Here is a 20449-nt window from a genome sequence, read left to right as displayed (position 1 = left end):
GGCTTGGCCGCGCCGTCTCTGCCGACCATGCAATCGAGATGGCCATCGAAGGGATCGCCGACGACGCCTACCGGCACCACACGCGCGGCTGCCCGTTCATCAAGGCGGCCGGCGAGTTCCCCGACCCAAAGAGCTCAGTGCGCCAGGTAATCAACAAGCACCGCGCCTGGTTCCACACCGAGTTGCGGCGCCTGCTCGCCGAGGCCGGCCGCGACGAGGTTGACACCAAGGCCGAGACCCTCGCCATGCTGCGCGACGCCCTTATGGTCGGCTGCTTCCTCGACGACCCCGACGTCACCCGCCGCACGTTCGTCCGCAATGCACGCTGGGCGGCCGGCCTGCGCTGAGCGAGAGGCTCCCTTGCCTGGCTTTCGGTATCGGTTGCTGTCATTGACGTACGCCCAGCTGGCTCTCGAGACCGGGCCGTAGGACGGGGACTTTTCCGGTGATCGCACCCGCGTACGGTCCCCTCACCGTTTGCGTTCGGCGGTGCCCGACGAGGTTCAGCCGAGAGATCCCGCTCGCCAGCTGGTCAGGGCGGTGGCGCTGAGACTGATCTTCCAGAGAGCAGGACGACTCCGGACTGACAGACAGGTGCGCGCAGAGACGGCCACCTATGACCCGCCACACCGCTGGCGCGACCCAGCCAGCGAGTTGGTATCTGACGTTGCTCAGCGCCCACGCGCCGGATGGGTAACCACTTCGGTGTGAACTCGTGGCGAGCCGGTTGGATCAGGCGTCGTCAGACGTCATCCGGCCTGGCAGGGCTCGTCCCGGTCCAGTGTGGCTGGCACGGTTGCTGTACTTCGCTGCTGTACTGCTGGCGCCATCCCGTCGGCCTCTCGGGTCCAGCCGAGGAACCTTCGATGCAGTGTGCCGGCCAGTTCGTTCCTGGCTCCTGCTCTCACGCGCACTCGGCACGCACCAACTGGTGCCCCTGTCCGCCCTCGTCCGCACCTGTTCGCCGGTTTGGCTGCTCGGTTGGCTGCTCGGTGTCCATTCGGACAACACCGAATTGGATCTTCACTGGTATCGTAGGTCTTGCGGTGCCTGGAGGGCGTTTCCCTTTCTGGTTGTTCTCTTGCTGACACTTGAGGTAACACCGCTGAGGCCCCCGGTTCTCCCGGGGGCCTCTTTTGTGCATCGCGCATGGTCGGCGAGCTCCCCCGAAGACTGACCCCCACACTGCCAGGGATCTCCCGAACTCTTTTGACCTGGCGTGGCGCTGACCTGCGGCCAGCCATCCACTCTCTCCGTCAGTCCCCGTCAATCCCCCGACATGACCTGTCGACCTGGCACAGATCTGGCACGTCCTACGGGTCGCGCGGGGCACCAGCGACCTCTTCGGCACAAGGAACGATCATGCGGCTGTGGGCTGCCACAACACTTAGTCGGAGCTGGGGCAACCCTCCACTATGCGCCGCGCGGCCTGACCTCGACCCCCGCGCCGGCCTGAATGATTTCCCAGAACTCCTTCGGGAGCTGCGAAACCAGGTCCTCCAACTCGTCCTTGCTCACGGCCTCCCCGATGGTGCTGAGCACGGCCCGCATACCGGCATCGGCCATCGGCACATCGACCCCGGCACGTCTCGCCACCCGCTCGACAAACTGGTCCAGCCCGAACGGCTCGGCGTTCTGCGACCCAATAGCGGTGGTGGTCTTGTGCAGATGCTGCCGCAGCTCTCTCGGAAGCTGCCCGGCGATGTTGCTCGCCTGACCGGCAGTGACCCGGTCGGTCAACGTTTCCAAAGTCGCGCGGCTGACGGCTTCCGCCTTCTCTGACGGCACCCCGGCACGCCTTGCCACAACCTCTACGAATTCGCCGTAATTCACCTTGAAGCCTCCTGTCCGACCAGGCCATCGTCTACCCGCGCCCCTCACGGTGAAACGGCCTCCTCGACCTGGTCTCGGTCCTCGGGGTCGCCCTGAAGCTATGGATTGCCCGCGAGGCGGTTGCTGGCGGCTGCGTGCGCAGGTCACAAGCTCTGGCCGGCTGGGCTCAGGCTCCAGCGGTTGGGTGGGTTGCTGTACTTCTGCGCTGTACGGCAATCAGGTCGGGACGAGGCTCCGACCCCCGCTGGGGGGAGCTGGACACACCTCGTCGACTCGTGCCGATCGTTGCCGACCATTGCGGTCGAGCAGCTGACGCTAGGCGTCCTCTGCCGGCTCGTACCCACCCGGATCAAAGCGCTTGCTGCCTCATGGCTGCCTCCGGCCTCGCCTGGTCGTAGCTGTAGCCCCGTTCAGCACCGCGCCGGCCCGCCGCCTAGGTGGGACAGCGTCTGCCGTCTCCGACTTCCCGCCACGCCGTGTCCGCATCCCGGGGCGCAACCTTTGCGCCCCTGTCCGGAGGACCGTTGGCACCTCCGTCGTCGACCACGTCGGACGGTGCGGCATGGATAGTCAACCCCCTGGCGTCAGGCGTCAACTCACACCCCATTCGACGCGCATACCATTCATCCACTCGCACCGATCAAAGCATCACACTTCAAATGAGAGGATTCGAAGTGAAAAAGTTAGCCCTCGGACTCGTCGGGGCTGCGATGTTCATCGCGGCACCGCTGGCGGCGCCCTCGGCGGCCTCGGCAGACCTAGGAGGAGGAGAGATCTGGAAATGCTGGCAGATAAATGAGACCAGGAATATCCTCCGGACCCAATATGGTAGCTGTTCCGGGGGACTAGTCTTGCGAGTCAGCACCTATGACGGCCATCTTATCGCGAAATACAGCGGCGATTGTGCCAACGACTATTGGAACCGGCACGGCCGGGATGGTAACACTTGGGTTGGCATGATTCAATACTGCCCTCCGGATGGACGTTACAGGCCCTGACCAACCAGGCCCCACCGGCAGCACCTGGTGCGCTTGAGCCTGGTCAAGCTATCCCTGTGACAACGGGATGGCTTGACCAGGTCGCGCGGTAGATTGTCAGCTCTGCTCACCGGTTTGACCACTATGCACACCGTTGATGGCATGGAGACCAACCGCCTCGACGCTATTCGACGACTCGGACGCTGCGGCGCAGGTCAAGATCCTCCCTGCAAGCCGGACGGTGATCTGCTCAGCTAGCCTCAACGCCGTTCAGTTGGGCACTCAACGCCTGGTCGCTGACGGCGAGACCGTCGTGGACGTTCCCGCGAAGCTGTCCGCCCGGGCCCGGGTGTTCGCCACCGGCCAGGGCCGCAAGACCGACCCGGTCGACGCCCGCAGCGTCGCTGTGGTCGCCCTGCGCACCGAAGGTCTGCGGCAGGTCGTCACCGACGACACCACAGTCGCGTTACGGCTGCTGGTCGACCGGCGTGACCAGCTCGGCCGCGCCCGCACCGACGTGGTCTCCCGGCTGCACCACCTGCTACTCGAACTGGTGCCCGACGGCGCGAAAAAGGACCTGTCCGCCCAGCAGGCCCGCGCCCTGCTGGGCACCGTGCGCCCGCGCGACGTGGTCGGCAAGACCCGCCGCCGGCTGGCCTCCGAGCTGATCGGCGAACTCGTCGTCATCGACAAGAAGATCAAAACCGCGAAACAGGAGCTCACCGACCTGGTCAACAGCACCGGAAGCCGGCTGATGGACCTGACCGGCATCGGACCGTCCGGCGCCGCCCGCCTGATCGGCGACATCGCAGACATCGCCCGGTTCACCAGCCGCGCCCACTTCGCCTCGTGGAACGGCACCGCACCGATCGACGCCTCGTCCGGCGACCAGAACCGGCACCGGCTCTCCAGAGCCGGGAACCGGCGCATCAACCGGGCCCTGCACATCATGGCCATCGTCCAGCTCCGCCGTGACACCGAAGGGCGCCGCTACTACCGGCGCAGACTGGCCGCGGGCAAGACCCCAATGGAGGCCCCTACGGGCACTGAAGCGGCGGCTGTCCGACATCGTCTACCGGCAGATGGTGGCCGACGCGAAGCTGGTCAGGACGGGTCCGGGAGGACACGCGGGGGCGACTCTGCAATCCAGCGCGGCCGACCTGAACCCCGAGATCGACACTTCGGAAAAGTCACTTCCCGGACCCGCCACAGCCCAGCCTAGAACAACCCTCGCCGCGGCCTCTTGACACAGAGGGGTGCCAGACAAGTGCGGTGGGACTACTCGTAGCCGGTGGGGGCGGCGATGATCTCCGCGAACAGGGGCGACATGACGCCCGCAGGCGCCGAGGGGCGGGGGTCGCGTGAAAAATTCTTCTGGCATAGCGTCGGATCCGGGGCGAGTCGATCGTAGAACAGGCGAGAGGCGGCCGGACGAGGCCGCCGGGACAAGGGAGTCATGGGATGGCCCGGTACTTGATCTCGTTTAATGACGGCGCGATGGACCACATCCCCGACGAGGAGATGCCCGACGTGGGCAAGGCCTCGCACGCGGTGGTCCAGGAGGCGGTGAGCGCCGGCGTGTGGGTGTTCGGCGCCGGACTCGAACGCCAGAGGGCGAGCGTCGTGGCCACGGACGGGATGGTCACCGACGGCCCTTACCCGGAGACCAAGGAGGTCATTGGCGGGTTCTCGATCGTCGACGTGGCCTCACGCGAGGAGGCGCTGGCGTGGGCTGCCAAGATCGCCGTTGCTTGCCGCTGTGCGCAAGAGGTCCGGGAGCTCATGCCCGACCCCGAACAAGACGCGATGCTCCGCCAGGCTGACAGGCGAGGGTGACATCCCGACGACGACTGGTCGAGGGAGACCCGCCAGTTAGAGCGAGACTTGCGTGGCCGCGGTTGACGACGCGGGTCTGCGCCTCGACCTGAACTGGAGACGCGGGGCGGTCACCCCCGGGATCGGGCGTGGGACGAAGCCCGGGTCCTCCGGCCTGGCCGACCCCCGCAACCGCCCGGCCCGAGGGATCACGGCGAGTTGACGTGTCGACACCCGGTGCTACTCTGGCGCTCGTCGAGCACGCAGCACGGCCTTCCTGCCGGATCGCGGGACTCGACTTCGGAGATGCCGAGCGGCCTTCCTGCCGCTGGTGCGGGCCACGTCTCGCCGGCTCTCGATCGCACCGGCCACCATGCCGGTTCCCTGAATCCGCTGAGCGGCCCAGCACGGCCTTCCCTGCCGTCCACGATGGCCCGGATTCGCGCACCTCCACGGGTGGGGACAGCCTGCGGCAACCCGCCGGATGCCGATACCCCAGACTCCCCACCCGTGCCAGCCACTCATCAGGTCCATGACCACGAAAGGACATGACCCATCGGCGGGAAGTGGCATGACCACGACTCCGCCCTCCGGCGTCAGCCGCCCTCTCGGCGGTGCCAGGACGAAAGGCCACCTCCCGAACCCGTGAAGTGGCCTTTGACCTGCGTGGGCGATACTGGGATCGAACCAGTGACCTCTTCGGTGTGAATGTCGATCTCACCTGCCGTCGCGGTTTAGCCGCTGCCGTCTGTTGCCGTCAGGTGCTGGCCGGATACCTTCAGATGTCGCCGAATGACAGATGCCGCCGAACCTCTTGCTGATTTCTTGCTGACGTAGCGGCCTCACCGCGTCTAGGCCCCGGCCCCTTAGTCGCCGGGGACGATCACCCGCGCATGGTCGGGCAGCGAGGTCAGTACCCGACGCCGGCCGGTGGCCGGGTCGGCGGCGACCAGCTCACCGCCGTCCGCGGCCCAGCGCTGCAGGAGGACCTCGGTGCCGGCGAGACCGAGGAAGCTCTCGCCCTCGCCACCCCCGGGCACCACGAGGTCGATCCGGCCGGCCGGTCGGCCGGACCGCAGATCGACCCCGACCAACGTCATGGGGGGCACCGCCCGCGCCCCCTCCGGCTGGGCGGTCGGGACCTCCTCCCGCCGGGTGACCAGAGCCCACACCGCCGGCGGATCGCCGCCGCCGCGCACGAGCGGGACGAGCGCGTTGCGGATGTCGCCGGAGCCCACCTGTTGGGTGGTGGCGAGCGACACCGAGCGGGCGGTGCGGCCGTCGACGTCCTGAATTGCGATGGTGAGCTGGCGGTGCGGCCGGGCGTTCGGGCCGACGTTGAACTCCGCGGTGGCCAGTTCACGCCCGTCCAGGAATGCCAGCATCCGGCGGCCCGGCGTCCCGCGTAACGCCAGCGGGCGCAGCCCCCCACCGGGCAGGGTGAACGCTGCGTACACCTCGCCGGCGCCGGAGGGTTGCCCGAGCAGCAACGCCCGTCCGTCGGTCGACCACTGCCGCAACTCGTACCCGGGCGGGACGGCCCGCTCGGTGATCCCGGTGAGGTCGCGGATCCACCACTGCCCGTCTCGGCGCTGGGCGAACCACCGCCCGTCCGGAGAGAGCGCCTGACTGAACTCGCCCATGGTGGCCGCCAGCCCGACGCCGAATTGTTCACTGGAGGCGGTCACCAGATACATCGGCCGTCGAGGCAAGGCGCCGGTCGCCACGTCGAAGCCATCGGGGTCGTTGATCTGGTAGAGCAGGGCTCCCCGTCCCACGGCCCGGTCGGTGGGCAGGGCGGTCGGCGTGGCCGGCGGCAGCAGCCGGCCGGGCAGCCCGGCGAGGAGTTCCCGGGCCGTGACCGGGGCGGCGACCTCGGCGGATGCCGGTGACCGGGTGGCGCTCGTCCGCCAGACCGTGACCCCGGCGGCCCCGCCGACCAGCACCCCGGCCAGCGCGACCGCCAACCATCCCCGAAGTCGGTGCGGTCCCGGCGGCGTAACGGGTGCCGGTCCCGGTGCCGTGGATTCCATCGTCGTTCCCCCGATCCGGGCGTCCTGCCCGCGCACAGCACACGGGAGATGCACCGGGCCGTCAACGGCCCGGTCGGACCCGACTCCCGATCGGGGCCCGATCGTGATCTTCGGGGATTGCTGACGCACCAGCGGATTAAGAGTGCTGTCTCCGCATTATGGTCAAGTCCGCAGACCTCACTGTGGCCCGCTCGGCTCCGGTGCCAGCCGTGCTGGTTTTGCGGCCGGTTGGGGTCACGCTGGGGTCGCCGCCGGTGGGAGGTTCACGAGTAGGACGGCTCCCTCCGCTTGCACGGCACGTCACCAAGCCGACCGTCTACCTGCGGCTTAAGTCCTCAGCAACGAGTCGCCGGTGGCGGTGAACCCACCCTCAGTCGGCTCCGTCAGATGCCAAGGGAGTAGTGACGATCAGTTGCGTGGCGCCGTCGATTTCTTCAATCGCAACCGCAATGTCTAGTCCGGTGTTGAGGATCGCATCGAGATCGGCGTGATCGTGCGGCGCTGTGGTGGCCACTTCCTCGTCCTGAGCGTAAATGCACAGCGGAGCCGGTGACGGCTCTCCTCGCTTAGGCTCCAACGTGAGTCGACCGGCAATCGGCCCTACGGGGCCAGTCAAATCGACCTGAATCCGGCCCGATTCAAGGAGCGCCTTTAAAAGGCTTCGTCGTCGCAGCCTGGTGAAATCGAGCAGATCGAGCAACTCCGACGCACTGGCCTCGTACTGGGCGCGCCATTCACCGACTCCCTGCCCCCCGAGCCAGGATCGGAGGCTCTCAGCGGTCGGCTCAGCGAGCTCGAGACGACAGCCGGCAGCCGGCAGCCAGCCAGGCGAGGAGCAGCGATGCCTGACTACTTCGGTCTTCTCCGGGAGAGTGGTAGTGCGGCCTGGACAGATCTACGGCCTGGCACCGGCCGCGAGGGTTCACCCAATTCCGTCCCACTCAACAGTGCTGACAACTGCTCCACCTCACCCTCAACGTCGCCTGCGGGATCGTGCTGATGTCCCCTGCGTCCGACGCCGCACGGGCCATCACCGGAACGAGCGCGGTGACTGCGGCCGAGCTGCTACATCGGTTGGTCCGGGAAACTTTTCCCCGGAGTCGCAGCTCGCAGATGGCCTATCACGGCCCTCTGGCCCTCGATGGATAGAGCTCGATTCTGGCAGTCCGCAGCCGTCATCCGTGGTTACCTGGCATCGGGTCGCGCCCCACTTCACTAGGTGTTAACAGAAATACGCTGTCTGGGGGGATTTCATTGACCAAACCATCATTCATCCGGTTTGCGGCGGCCACTGTGCTGGCCGCCGTGATCGGCCTTGGGTCTGCCGCACCAGCGTGGGCTGGGGGTGGCACGACGATCAACATCGATCCGGCGGACACCGGCACGACGGCGGCCGCGTTCGGCACTCACAGGTGCGACCCAAACCTCGGTGGTGGCCCCTTCCCGGGCGAGGACGTCTGGGTCTTCGCCCTGCGGGCCGCGCAGCAGGGCACCTTCACCTCACTGACCATCGAGTTCGCCACGGAGGGTGGCCCCGTCACGGAGACCATCACGACCACGCCCGCCGGTGACCGTGCGATCGTCGGCGACCGGGCGTGGATCAGGACGCCAGCCGGCTTGTCCGCAACCGGCGAGCTGGTGAATCCGTTCGCGCTCACCAACGCCACGGCGGTGATCACGGGTACCGACGGAGCATTCGACCTGGCGCAGACCTGCCCGGCGACCGGCGGGACACCCAGCCCCAGCCTGCCGGTGACCGGCGCGGCGATCTCCGGTCCGACGCTCGGCAAGCTCACTGCCGTGGGCGGCAGTCTCATCATGGTCGGCCTCGTACTGCTTCTCGGGCAACGGCGTCGTCGCTACGTCGCCTGACCTGAGCCGGTTCATCCGTACGCCGGGGTGCTGTCCCGGCAGGGCCGGGTCAGCCGTCGCCCATGAGTGGATCTGCCGCTGGCCGGCACCCGACATGTCGGGTGCCGGCCAGCGGCTGTCGTCCAGGTTTCGCTGACCTGGTTCGAAGGTGGCATCAACATCAAGGGTCATTCAGCAGCGACCCCTACCGGGAGTTCGGAAGCCTTTGCCGAGGACCTGCGGGCCGACCTCCAAGGCGACGAAGGAGAGCGATACACCGTCGACGGAATCCTTCCGCCCACCCGGTAACCGTGGGGCTCCGCCCCACACCCCGGCCTTCCCTAAGAGATCCCCCGAAGGCGGGTGGGCCGGGCTCCCCTCGCGCAGGGACAAGCGTGCCTGACCGAGGAGATCCCGCGAACCGCTCGCTGTACAGCCAGCCATACAGCCAAGACCACCCGCTGACGCCGACGCGAACCGACAACGCCAGACGGGCTGACCGGGGAAGCAGCTACCAGATGGCCTGCACAGGGAGACCTCAAACCTCCGTATTATGGTGGAGTAGAGATTTCAGCCTGCCGTCGTGGCAGCCGCCCGAACAAGTGATCAACGATCACACCGCGATCCCGCAGGCCGTCGAAGATCTCCTGCCGGTAGGACCGCGCCACTACCGTCATCGGCACCACAACAGAGCAACGAGAGCGTTCTCCAGCTCGGTGCAGCAGGCGGTCAACCGCGGGCGGCTGAGGCGTCACCGGCGGGAGGCCGGGGACTCCCTGGTGGAAGTCCCCGGCCAGGCAGGGATCAAAGCAGCCGCGACTCGATGGCGTCGATGATGCGCGGACGCAGCTCGGCGGCGCGGATGACGGCGTCCACCGAGCCGACCTCGACGGCGCGCTGGATGTTGTGCACGCGGTCGAACTCCGTGGCGACTTCGCCGAGCTTCTCCGCGCGCACCGAGGAGCGCAGCTCGTCGAGTTCCGCGGTCAACGCGGCGCGTGCGGTGCCGGCCGCGGCCGCGGCGCGGGCCTCCAGGTCCCGCACCCGGGGGTCGGCCGCCGTGCGGGCGTTGACGTCGGCGGAGAACACCACTGCGGCGGCGGGGGCGCCGCCGAGGACCGAGGCGTACGAGCCTTCCAGCGCGAGGACGGTCATGTTCGGGTTCAGCGCCTTCGAGAACACCACGAACGCGCCGCCGTGGTACCGCGAGATCACGCAGAAGACGATGGGCCCGCGGAAGTTCACGATCGCCCGGCCGATCTCGGCGCCGTACTCCAACTGCAGCTTGCGCATCGACTCCGGTGAGCCGTCGAAGCCCGACAGGTTCGCCAGCACCACCAGCGGCCGGTTGCCGCTGGCCGCGTTGATCGCCCGCGCCGCCTTCTTCGACGACCGGGGGAACAGCGTTCCCGCCGTGTAGGTGTCCGGGCCGTCGGTGGGCGGGAAGCCGCGCCGTGGCACGGCTCGTGACTCGATGCCGAGCAGGCACACGGGGATGCCTCCGAGGTGTACGTCCTGCACCACCGCGGTCTCCGCGTCGGCCATGCCCGCCCAGCGCTCCAGCACCGGGTGGTCCTGGTCGGAGAGCGCCCGCATCACGGTCCGGATGTCGAACGGCTTCTTGCGTTCCGGGTTGGCCTCTGCGGAGAAGATCTCGCCGACGGTGCCGAAGGCGCTGCCCGGCACGTCGTGCGGGAAGGTGGAGATGTCGCGGTCCACGGGGTCGGTGGTGCTCGCCCGGCGCGGCGCCTTCTCGCCGGGCGCGACGTACGTGTGGTCGTAGTGCGACATCAGCACGTCCCGCGCGGCGGTCAGGTTCGGCGCCCAGTACTGCGCCTGCCCGTTCGGTCCCATCACCCGGTCGTAGCCGCCGATGCCGAAGTTGTCCTCGGCGGACACCCCACCGGAGAAGTCGAGCGACTGCTTGCCGGTGAGCACCATCGCCGAGTCCGGCGTCATCACCAGGACGCCCCGGGTATGCATGAGCATCGTCGCCTCGGCGTTCCAGTACGGCTGTGCGCCCACGTTGATGCCCGCGACGACGATGTTGATCTCGCCGCCGGCCTGGGTGAACTCGACGATCCGCTTGAGCGCCGCGGCCACCCAGTCCATGTTCTCGGTGCCCGAGGTCATGGAGATCCGGGCCCCGGCGGACAGCGCCCACCACTCCAGCGGCACCCGCATCCGCTCCGCCAGGTCCAGCGCGGCGATCACGCGCCGGCACTCCGGCTCCGACAGGGCGCCCAGCGACTTCGTCGGGTCGCCGAGCAGCACGACCCGGGCGACACCCTGCGAATGCCGCGCGGTCGGCGTGGTGACCACCCCGGCGACGATGGCGGCGCTGTTGCGCCCCCTCGGCCGGTCCACCGGCACCAGCGCGTGGTGGTCGTCGAGGTCGTGCTCGACGAAGTTCCCGAGCAGGCCGGTCAGCTCGTACGGGTACACCGTGTTGCGGCTGCTCGCGCGCAGCACCTTCAGCCGGTACTCGTCGAGTGGCTCGACGGGCTCGACCGGCGGTTCGCCGACGGTCAGCTCGGCGCCGCCCGCGGCGTCGAAGGAGATCCGTACGGCGATCTTGGTCAGCTCGCCGGTCCGGCGGTCGCGCTGCCGCGCGATGAACAGGATCTCCTCCAGCCCGGCGCCCGCGGTCGTCGGGCGCACGCGCCCGGCGATCATCTCCATCTCCTCGCGGGTGAGTTCATTCGGCGGCCAGACGTAGACCACAATCCGGTTGGTGGTGAAGCGCGTCTTCGACGGTCGCCGCGACTGGGCGCGGCGGATCGAGTCGAGGCAGGTGGCGATGGCGTCCTCGGTGGTCGGCAGCGCGACCAGTCGACCGTCCTGCTCGCGCAGCTCGGTCAGGTCCCGCACCTGGGCGAACGCGACGAGGCGCTCGTCGGACGGGTTCTCCCGCGCCACGCACTGGAAGAGGTAGACCTCCTCGTCCGACGACGACAGCCGGGTCAGGTCGAACTTGTGCAACCGCTCCAGCTGCATCCGCTGCGCGATGTACGGGTGCAGGCCGCGGATCAGCCGGTCCTCGGTGATCCCCGTGCCCGACGGGCGGAAGGTGAAGTGGTGGTGCATCACCGCGCCGCCGCGACCCGCGACGGTGGTGGTGAGCCGGCGGACCCGCGGCAGCGGGTGCGCGGTGATGACCTCGAGCAGCGCGGCAGCCATCGCGTCGAAGTCCTCCGGCTGGTCCTCCCAGCCGAGGTAGATGTCGGCGTCGACGGCGTCCTCGTCGCTGGCCAGCTCGGCGAGCCCGCGCAGCGCGCTGCCCAGCGCGTCGAAGCTCACCGCGGTGGAGACCACGCTGGAGTCCGCGCGCTCGGCGACCACGAACCGGCAGCCGGCGACCTCGCGGGCACGCACGCTGGTGAGCGCCTTGTTGCCGTAGTACCGCCGAGTTAGCACCTCCAGCATGACCGTGTTGTCGAGGTAGTCGCGCACGAGCCGCTGGCCGAGCAGCCGGACCAGCGGCTCGGTGCTGCGCACCATCTCCGCGATGCGCTCGGCGCGATCCGGCGCGTCCGGGTGCGCGTCCAGGTGACGAAGGTGGCCCCGGACCTGGGCGTAAACGCGGGCGCGGTTGCGGCGCAGCAGCGGCTGGGCGAACCAGGCGAACACCACGCCGCGGGCGAGGTCGGCGACCACCGGGAAGCGGACCTGCGTCGCGGCCACCAGCCGCTCCAGCGCGAGGCCGGCGGGCTCGCGCAGCGTCTCGTCCGGCGGCGGCTCCCGCAGCCACGCGCGCAGCAGCGTCGCGACGACCGTGGCGTCGGCGGACGCCCGTTGCTGGGCGAGGAAGATCCGGAACACGGCGGCTTCGAGCTCGGGAGAGCGCTCCAGGTCGGTGACCCCGTAGTGCCCGAGCGCCTTGGCGAGCCTGGCCTGGAACGAACCGGGCAGGCCGGCCCGTTCGATGTCGAGGCTCTGCAGGTATGTGTGGAAGTACTCGCGGGCGCTGTAGACGTGGCCGTCGCCGTCCTCGCCCGTCGGCCGGTTGCGGCTCAGCTCGGTGAGGTCGGCGAACACGGTGACCAGGTCGAGCTCCTCGGCCAAGGGCCGGTGGCCGTCCTCGGTGGCCGCCCGCCGCGCGGTGAGGTAATCGTCGAGCACTCGACGGTCGTCGTGCGGGTCGACGTCGAAGCCGAGCAGTAGGCCGCGCAGGTCCTCCCGGCCGCGCCTGCTGCGCCGGTACGCCGGAACGTCCTCGGACGCGGCGGGCAGGTCCAGCTCGACGGGAACGGCGGCCGGGCCGCTCGCGGTCTCGGCGGCCCCGTCGGTGAGTGGCTCCAGCCGCAGCAGCGGCGCACCGGCCTCCACCTGGCTGCCCACGGAGACGGCGCACTCCTTCAGCCGCGCCCGGAACGGCGCCCGCAGCACCGTCTCCATCTTCATGGCTTCGAGCACCAGCACCGGCGCGCCCGCCTCGACCTCGTCGCCGGCCTCCAGTGGCGTGGCGACGACCAGCGCGGGCATGGGGGAACGGACGACACCGCCCTCGTCGCGGCTGACCCGGTGCGTCACGCCGTCCACCTCGACCAGGTGGGTGGGCCCGTGGGTGCCGGTGAGCAGGCGGTACCGGGAGCCGTTGACGACGATGTGGCCGGTGTGCCGGTCGAAGCGGTCAAGTTCGACGTCGGCGGTGCGTACGGCGGAGCCCGCTTCGATGCCGACGCGGAACCGGTGCGCGCCGACCCGCGCCACGCGCATGCGGTAGGTGACGCCGCGCAGTTTGAGGTCGAGCGGCCGGCCGCTGCGGTGCTGCACCTGCGGGCGCCCGCCGGACGCCGTCGACAGCAGCCGCTGCCGCTCGACGCGCTCCTCCTCCTCGTACGCCTCGATGGCGGCGGCGGCCAGCGCGACCGCGGAGTGCCGGTGCGCGACGAGCCTGCCCTCGCCTCGGACGCGGTCGATCCAGCCGGTGTCCGCGCTGGCGTCGATCACCTCGGGCTGGTCGAGCAGGTCGAGGACGAAGCTCTTGTTCGTCGCCCCACCCTCGATGATCACCGTGGTGTTCGCCATCGCCCGGCGCAGCTTGCCGAGCGCCTCGTGTCGGTCGCGGCCGTACGCGATGATCTTGGCGATCATCGAGTCGAAGTTGGCCGGGATGGTGTCACCCTCGCTGACGCCGGTGTCCACCCGGATCCCCGGGCCGGTGGGCAGGTCCAGCCGCGCGATCCGACCCGGCGACGGCGCGAAGTCGCGGTCGGGGTCCTCGGCGTTCAGCCGGGCCTCGATGGCGTGCCCGCGCTCCGCCGGCGGCTCGCCGTCGAGTCGCCCACCGGAGGCGACGTGCAGCTGCGCCTTGACGAGATCGAACCCGGTGGTCAACTCGGTGATCGGGTGCTCGACCTGCAGGCGGGTGTTGACCTCGAGGAACGCGAACACCCCGTCGCCGGGGTGGTACAGGAACTCGACGGTCGCCGCGCCCCGGTAACCGACCGCCACGGCCAGCCGTTCGGCCGACGCCTTGAGCTCGGCCGCCTGCGCCGGGCTGAGCACCGGCGACGCCGACTCCTCGATGACCTTCTGGTTGCGTCGCTGCACCGAGCAGTCGCGGACACCGAGCGCCCACGCGGTGCCCTGCCCGTCGGCGATCACCTGGACCTCGACGTGCCGGGCCCCGGTGACCAGGCGCTCCAGGAACACGACGCCGCTGCCGAACGCCCGCGCCGCCTCCTGACTGGTGCGCTCGTACGCGTCGGCGAGCTCGTCCTCGTTCCTGATCACCCGGATGCCGCGCCCGCCACCGCCCGCGGTCGCCTTCAGCATCAGCGGGTAGCCGATCTCGGCCGCCGCCGCCCGGGCGGCATCCACAGTCTCGACGGCACCGCGGCTCCACGGCGCGACCGGCACACCGACCTCCTCGGCGATCAGCTTCGCGCCGATCTTGTCGCCGAGCTGGCGCATGGCCTCCGCGCTCGGCCCGACGAAGGTGACCCCGATCTTCTCGCACAGCTCCGCGAACGCCGGATCCTCGGCGACGAAACCCCAGCCGACCCACGCGGCGTCGGCCCCGGTCTCCGTCAGCGCGCGCTCCAGCGCCACCAGATTGAGGTACGGGCGGGCGGACGCCGGACCGAGATCGTAGGCGATGTCCGCCGCACGCACGAAGGTCGCGGTGCGGTCGACGTCGGTGTACAGAGCGACGGTCTCGATCGGGACGCCGGTCTCCGCAGCCAACTCTCGGACGGCGTGGATGAGCCGCATGGCAGCCTCACCACGGTTGACGATGGCGACACGGTTGAACACCCGATTGACCCCTTTTGGTAGACCCATGGCGTGCGCGCCGCGAGACGACGGCTCCCGGTAGTGGTTACCCTTCCGCCTGCCGGCCGGGAGCGCCATGGCGCTATCACCGAACCACCCACCCGTCATTTGTAGGAAACCACCAAAAGTTTTTGGTCCCCCGCACCGCCGGTTCGGCCCCTCGACCACGACCCGACGGCAATCGCCCCGGCCGCCCGTCGCCGCCGACCAGAGTGCGCCGCACCTGTCGGCGCAACCGCCTCCGGTCGGCATCGCCGAGCCAGCCGCGATGATGCGACCGCAAGACCTCGCCGGGTGGTCGTGGTTGGGGTCCGTCCCCCGGTTCTCTCCACGCCTCTCGGCCGGCGTCAAGGGCGCTTCGCGTCGGCTACGCCGATGGCTCTACGGCCACCCCTTGACGCCGACCGAGAGCCGAGGATCTGGCACCTCTCGGGGGACCGGAGAAGAGCGGCACCAGCCGATCGTGCCGGGCCATCCACGGGACTTGGCAGCGAAACTGACCCGAGACGAGGCGATTGCCCTCGTGGAGCGGATCATGAGGGGCGACTACGCGGACGACGCTGAGGCGGACGGGTGGCTGGACCAACTTGAGCGAGACCTCGCCTGCCCGGACGGCAGCGTCTCCGGCCTGATCTTCTGGACTGACCCCCAGTTGACGGCTGCTGAGGTGGTTGACCGAGCCTTGGCCTATCAGCCGATCCAGATGCGGTCCACGCCACGGACGCAGCCGCCGCCGAGCCCGACGAGGAAATCCGACTCCCCTGGCGGCCGGGTTATTTGTTCTCTCGGTCGCCCTCCAAGTGGCGGCATGGCAGCCGATCGGGAGGCTTCTGTGGGTGTTCTGTACGACTACTTCCGCGCTTCTGACGACGAGGCCGTCGCAAAGCTGATGGCCGCTACCGATGGCGGCCCTGTGGTGCGAGAGGGAGATTCTCCTGTCGTGGATGCCGTGGACGGCAAGGGGATCGATCCTCCCGTAGCCCTCGGTAAGGTCGTTTCGTTCGCTCTCGACGTGCCATGGGCCACCGACCTGATCGGGGAACGACTTATCTGGCCGGACGGCGCTGGTGAGGACCCTGAGTACGAAGGACCCTGGGTCGTCGCAATGAGCGAGCGTGCCCGCGATGCGCTTGCCGAAATCCCGGACGACCGCTTGCCGGGCCTAGCAGATCGGTGGTCACACATCGAGGAACTGTCCCACTACAGCGACACGCAGCCGGAGGTCATGCTGTCGCGTTTGCGGGAATTTGTTGGGCTGGCCCGCAGAGCACGCACGAGCGGGGAAAGCATCCACTGCTGGATCTGCCTCTAGGAACGGTCGACAGCAACGGTTGCAGATCATGAGGTACGGCCTTGGCTGTACAGCCATCCGTACAGCCAAGGCCGCCCACTGAGGCCGACGTCGCCCGACAACCACGGACGGGCTGACCAGGGACACAGCGGCCCGACCAGCCATTCCTGATCTTCTAATCCACAGGCCGACCACGCTCTTGAAGGTCTGCTACTGAGACACGGGATTCTGCCTCGATGCCACCAGCCTCTCGCACGTGGTGGCGGTCTTCTCTGCGAAGCGCGGGTGCGGCCGGCGAACATGCAACGTGGTGCCGTCCATTGATACATACGCCGACGCGACCGTGGCCCATCCGGTCATTCCGGCGATCACCAAGCCCGTGAAGAGCACGAGAAGGCAGAAGATGACAACAACTGCGGTCGCGCTGCTTTCAGGCGGTAGCGCGACCGAAAAGCCGACCACACCGACGAAGCCAAGCAGCATCAGCCCGATGCCGCTGAACACTCGGCGCACCCGAAGCCGTCCACACTTCGCGCAGAACGGCCAGTTTGGCACCCTCACCCGCTTCTGCAACACCGACGCGACGATCGCGAAGGGCAGCACGCCGAGCGGGAGCAGAAGGTATGACCAGACTGGAGGAAACGACCGAAACAACACGCGGCGGCGGCGCGTGGCCGGGTCCCCGTGCCTGGTACAGACCGATGAGACGCCTCCTCCGTTGGCAACGGTCGCAGCAGGCAGACGGGCTGTCATCAGGAGCCTCCAGCAAAGCGGAAGAGCGGTGCGTGGCAGGGAGTATGCCCTACTCGATCTTTGCCTGCGAGGCTGCCGGCCTTGCAGCCGGACGCCCCGTCAGGCCGACATTTGACCGTTTCTGGCAACGGGACAGGAACTGGGTGTACAGCCATCCGTACAGCCAAGCCGGGCGACCCCAATCGTTGGAGACCTACTCACGGCGACGAGGCGAGCGAGTCAGCGGCGCTGGGCGACGCCACCCGACAGGCGTCAGAAGCAACCCGGTTGCTACTCGACCGGGGGCAGATTGACCGTTGCCACTACCCGGTACCTTTGGGCGGCGCCGGCGGTTGCAGTGGCCTGGAATCATCGAAGGTGGTCGCGATTCGCCCTGGGGGGCAGATGTCCAGCCGCAGTTCTGGCCTTGTGTTGTTGGTCTTGAGCGTCCCCTGCTGATGCTGGGGATCAGCGCTTGAAGGAGGCCGACCGGGAGGCGGGTGTCCGCGCGTGGCAGCTGCAGCAGGCCGCGTCTGCAGCGGACCCGCGCGAACGGGCGGACTTCGCCGACTACGCCGAAAGTACCCTGTACCGGCAGCAGGACGCGGAGCAGAACCGCAACTGGCTGTGCTCGATGCTGTTCGACAGCAGCGACTGGTGGGCCGGACAGTGGGGCGGCGGCATGATCCTGCGCAATGGCCGCTGGGAACGGCCAGCGGAGCCGGCGTTGACCGTCCACCCGATCGTCGTTCATTCGCCCTCATCCGACCCGGGCGCGCCGTCCCAACGCCCGACGTGTGGAAGCTCCGGCAGCGGGAAGGCAGCGCCGTTTGGCAGCCGGCAGCGGGAGGGACATGGGTGCCAGAACCTTCGTGGTGGTCGGCGGCACCAGCGGCCTCGGCCTGGCGGTGGCCCGCCTGCTGGTCGACGAACACCGGGTCGCCGTCCTCGGTGACGTGCCCGACGAGGTCGCCACGGTCGTGGACGAGCTGGGCTGCGCCGGGCAGATCTGCGACGTCTCCTCCTACGAACAGGTCCGGGACGCGTTCGCCGAGGTGGTCGACCGGTACGACGTGATCGACGGGATGGCGGCGTGCGCCTCGATGTGGGCGGGCGGTGACCTGGCGGCCCTCTCCCCGGAGCGGATCCGGCGGGCCGTGGAGATCAACGCCCTGGGCACCACGTACGTGTTCAAGGAGGCGCTGCACCACCTGCGCCGACAGGGTCACGGCAACCTGGTGTACATCGGAGCGCTGGCCGTGACGAAGCCCCGGCCGGGCATCCCGATCTACCGGGCCACCAAGAGCTACGGCAGCAGTCTGGTCGAGTCGCTGGCCGAGGCCCAGCACAGCAACCGGATCAAGGTGATGGAGCTGCATCCCGGGCCGATGCCGACGCGGTTGCAGGAACGGGTCGGCGACGAGTTCCTCGACGAGATCTACGCGCTGCCGGAGCAGGTCGCCACCGAGGTCGTACGGCTGCTGCTGCTCGCCCCCGACGACCTGTACGTCTCCGGCGAGCGCGTGCTCCGCGCGGACGGGCGGTGGTGACGCCCGGAGGCGCCACGGCCGAGGTCACGGTCTCGGCGTGGGCGCCGTTGCGCACCGCGGCCTACCGCAGCCTGTGGCTGGCCCTGCTCGCCGCGAACATCGGCACCTGGATGCAGACGGTCGGCGCCCAGTGGCTGCTGATCCATCAGTCGAACGCCTCCACCCTGGTCGCCCTGGTGCAGACCGCCAGCCTGCTGCCGACGCTGCTGCTGGCCCTGCCGGCGGGCGCGCTCGCGGACACCTTCGACCGACGGCACCTGCTGATCTCGGTGCAGCTGTTCCTGGTGGTGGTCGCCGCGGCGCTGACACTGCTCACCGCGACCGGCCGGATGCCCCCGGCGCTGCTGCTCACCCTCACCTTCGCCTTCGGCGTGGGGCAGGCGCTGACCCTGCCCGCGTGGGCGGCGGTGATCCCGGAACTGGTGCCCCGGGACCAACTCCGGTCGGCCTCGGCGCTGGGCTCGATCAGCGTCAACGTGGCCCGGGCCGTCGGACCGGCCGCGGCCGGCGTGCTGATCGCCCACACCGGGGTGGCCCCGGTCTTCGCCCTCAACGCGGTGGCCTTCCTGGTCTTCGCGCTGGCGCTGTTCCGGTGGCGGCCCGGCGACGCCCGCGCCGTCGAGGTGCCCGAGCGGTTCACCGCCGCGCTGCGGGCCGGCGGCCGGTACGTGCGGCACTCGCCGATCGTGCGCCGGCTGCTGCGCCGCGCGCTGGTGTTCGTGATCCCGGCGAGCGCGCTGTGGGCGCTGCTGCCGCTGGTGGCGGCCCGCCGGCTGCACATGGACTCCAGCGGGTACGGCCTGCTGCTGGCCGCGCTCGGGGTGGGCGCCATCATCGGCGGCCTGCTGCTGCCGAGGATCCGGACCTGGATGTCGGCGAACCAGTTCCTGCTGCTGGCCGGGGCAACCTACGGCGGCACGCTGATCGTGGTGGCGTCGGTGCGGATCGTCCCGGTGGTGCTGCTCGCCCTGCTGCCGGCCGGGGTGGCCTGGGTGACCGTCCTCGCCAACGTCAACGCCGAGATCCAGCTCTTCCTGCCTGGCTGGGTACGCGCCCGCGGCCTGGCCGTGTACCAGATCGTCCAGGGCGGCGGGCAGGCCGTCGGCGCGTTGGCCTGGGGTGTGGTGGCGGACACCGCCGGGTTGGTGGCCGCGTTCTACGCGGCGGCCGCGCTGATGCTGATCGGCGCGGTGACGTCGCAGATCTGGCCGCTGCCCGAGCTGCGCGGGCTGAACAAGGACCCGACCACCTACCGGCCGCCCCTGGAACTGGCCCTCGAACCGGATCCCCGGGTGGGGCCGGTGCTGGTGGTGGTCACCTACACCGTCCGGTCCGGGCGGGAGGTCGAGTTCCTGGATGCGATGGACCACGTCCGCGGGTTCCGGCAGCGTACCGGGGCGATGCGGTGGGGACTGTTCCGCGAGGGCGAGAGCCCGGCCCGGTTCGCGGAGGTCTACCTGGTGCCGTCCTGGGACGAGCACCTGCGCCAGCACGGGGGTCGGCTGACGGGCGCCGACCGCGAGGCCGAGGAACTGGCCAAGGAACTCGCCGAGGGCGAGCCGGAGGTGCGGCACCTGCTGCCGGCCGCCGCCGGCCTGGCGCTGGCCGACGACGGTGACCTGTCGTGACCCCGTCCGGCCGGTGTGTCGTCCGACGGTGAGCCACCGGCTTTGGAGCTCGTCAGGCGAGCGTGATCGCGCGCGTTTCGGGAATAACCGGCTACGGCGAGCGAGGGGAGATCGCGCCCGACATCGCAACGGGACACATCGCCCGTTGCCGCCGGGCGCGCGACGAGCCGCGGGCGGAGCCCGTCGACGGGCGGGTGCGATGCCCCGGTGCACCGGCCGATGAAGCAACCCATGGGGGAATGGAGTGAGCAGGACGGCTCGAAAGAGCACGATCGGGGTGCGGTCGGTGACCGACACTCTGGGCATCGAACGGGTAGGAAACGGATAGAATCGATCCGCGGCTAGATCCGGCGCGTCGGGCCGCAGCCAGCGGACGGCTTTTGCGCCGTACTGATACAGACCCGCCGCCTCCAGATCCCACATGCGCCTTCACCACCGCCCGCGCCATTCGTCGTGCTCC

Annotated in this window: 12 protein-coding genes; 7 read left to right on the top strand and 5 right to left on the bottom strand. The window is 69.3% G+C overall.

The annotated features are described in order from the left end of the window. Nucleotides 1-38: 38 nt before the first annotated feature. A complete protein-coding gene (locus ACTWM8_RS09515) occupies nt 39-347 on the top strand; it encodes a TetR family transcriptional regulator C-terminal domain-containing protein (protein ID WP_446213469.1) in 309 nt (102 codons plus the stop codon). Nucleotides 348-1413: 1066 nt separating this feature from the next. Here the strand turns inward: ACTWM8_RS09515 and ACTWM8_RS09510 are convergent. Then, on the bottom strand, nt 1414-1833 hold the full coding sequence (locus ACTWM8_RS09510; RefSeq protein ID WP_446213468.1) for a DUF2267 domain-containing protein: 420 nt from the start codon (nt 1831-1833) through the stop codon (nt 1414-1416). Between the two features lie 1134 nt (nt 1834-2967). On the opposite strand from ACTWM8_RS09510, the gene ACTWM8_RS09505 reads away from it, so the two are divergent. Beyond that, nucleotides 2968-4032, top strand: a complete 1065-nt coding sequence (locus ACTWM8_RS09505; protein WP_446213467.1) for a transposase — start codon at nt 2968-2970, stop codon at nt 4030-4032. Between the two features lie 239 nt (nt 4033-4271). Continuing rightward, nucleotides 4272-4646, top strand: coding sequence for a YciI family protein (locus tag ACTWM8_RS09500; RefSeq protein WP_446213466.1), 375 nt, complete (start codon nt 4272-4274; stop codon nt 4644-4646). A gap of 845 nt (nt 4647-5491) precedes the next feature. Here ACTWM8_RS09500 and ACTWM8_RS09495 read toward each other — a convergent pair. Continuing rightward, entirely contained in the window at nt 5492-6592 is a 1101-nt protein-coding gene (locus ACTWM8_RS09495) for a hypothetical protein (RefSeq protein WP_446213465.1), read from the bottom strand. A 436-nt stretch (nt 6593-7028) separates the two neighbouring features. Beyond that, nucleotides 7029-7358 (bottom strand): hypothetical protein, encoded by a 330-nt coding sequence (locus ACTWM8_RS09490; protein ID WP_446213464.1) that lies wholly within the window; start codon nt 7356-7358, stop codon nt 7029-7031. 593 nt (nt 7359-7951) lie between these two features. Here ACTWM8_RS09490 and ACTWM8_RS09485 point away from each other — a divergent pair. After that, entirely contained in the window at nt 7952-8530 is a 579-nt protein-coding gene (locus ACTWM8_RS09485) for a hypothetical protein (RefSeq protein WP_446213463.1), read from the top strand. Nucleotides 8531-9313: 783 nt separating this feature from the next. Here the strand turns inward: ACTWM8_RS09485 and ACTWM8_RS09480 are convergent. Continuing rightward, nucleotides 9314-14770, bottom strand: coding sequence for an ATP-binding protein (locus ACTWM8_RS09480; RefSeq protein WP_446213462.1), 5457 nt, complete (start codon nt 14768-14770; stop codon nt 9314-9316). A 502-nt stretch (nt 14771-15272) separates the two neighbouring features. Here ACTWM8_RS09480 and ACTWM8_RS09475 point away from each other — a divergent pair. Next, nucleotides 15273-16100, top strand: coding sequence for a hypothetical protein (locus ACTWM8_RS09475; protein ID WP_446213461.1), 828 nt, complete (start codon nt 15273-15275; stop codon nt 16098-16100). Between the two features lie 189 nt (nt 16101-16289). Here the strand turns inward: ACTWM8_RS09475 and ACTWM8_RS09470 are convergent, their stop codons facing one another. After that, the gene (locus ACTWM8_RS09470; RefSeq protein ID WP_446213460.1) at nt 16290-16682 is read right to left on the bottom strand and encodes a hypothetical protein; all 393 of its coding nucleotides are present in this window, start codon (nt 16680-16682) and stop codon (nt 16290-16292) included. Nucleotides 16683-17665: 983 nt separating this feature from the next. On the opposite strand from ACTWM8_RS09470, the gene ACTWM8_RS09465 reads away from it, so the two are divergent. Together ACTWM8_RS09465 and ACTWM8_RS09460 are read left to right on the top strand one after the other, a co-directional pair. Next, nucleotides 17666-18361: an SDR family oxidoreductase gene (locus tag ACTWM8_RS09465; RefSeq protein ID WP_446213459.1), complete on the top strand. Its 696-nt coding sequence runs from the start codon at nt 17666-17668 to the stop codon at nt 18359-18361. After that, on the top strand, nt 18355-19989 hold the full coding sequence (locus tag ACTWM8_RS09460; protein ID WP_446213458.1) for an MFS transporter: 1635 nt from the start codon (nt 18355-18357) through the stop codon (nt 19987-19989). Before ACTWM8_RS09465 ends, ACTWM8_RS09460 begins: the two co-directional genes overlap by 7 nt. Nucleotides 19990-20449: the final 460 nt, after the last annotated feature.

Source organism: Micromonospora sp. IBSANI012, from assembly GCF_052814045.1.
This window is presented reverse-complemented; position numbering and strand designations above follow the sequence as displayed.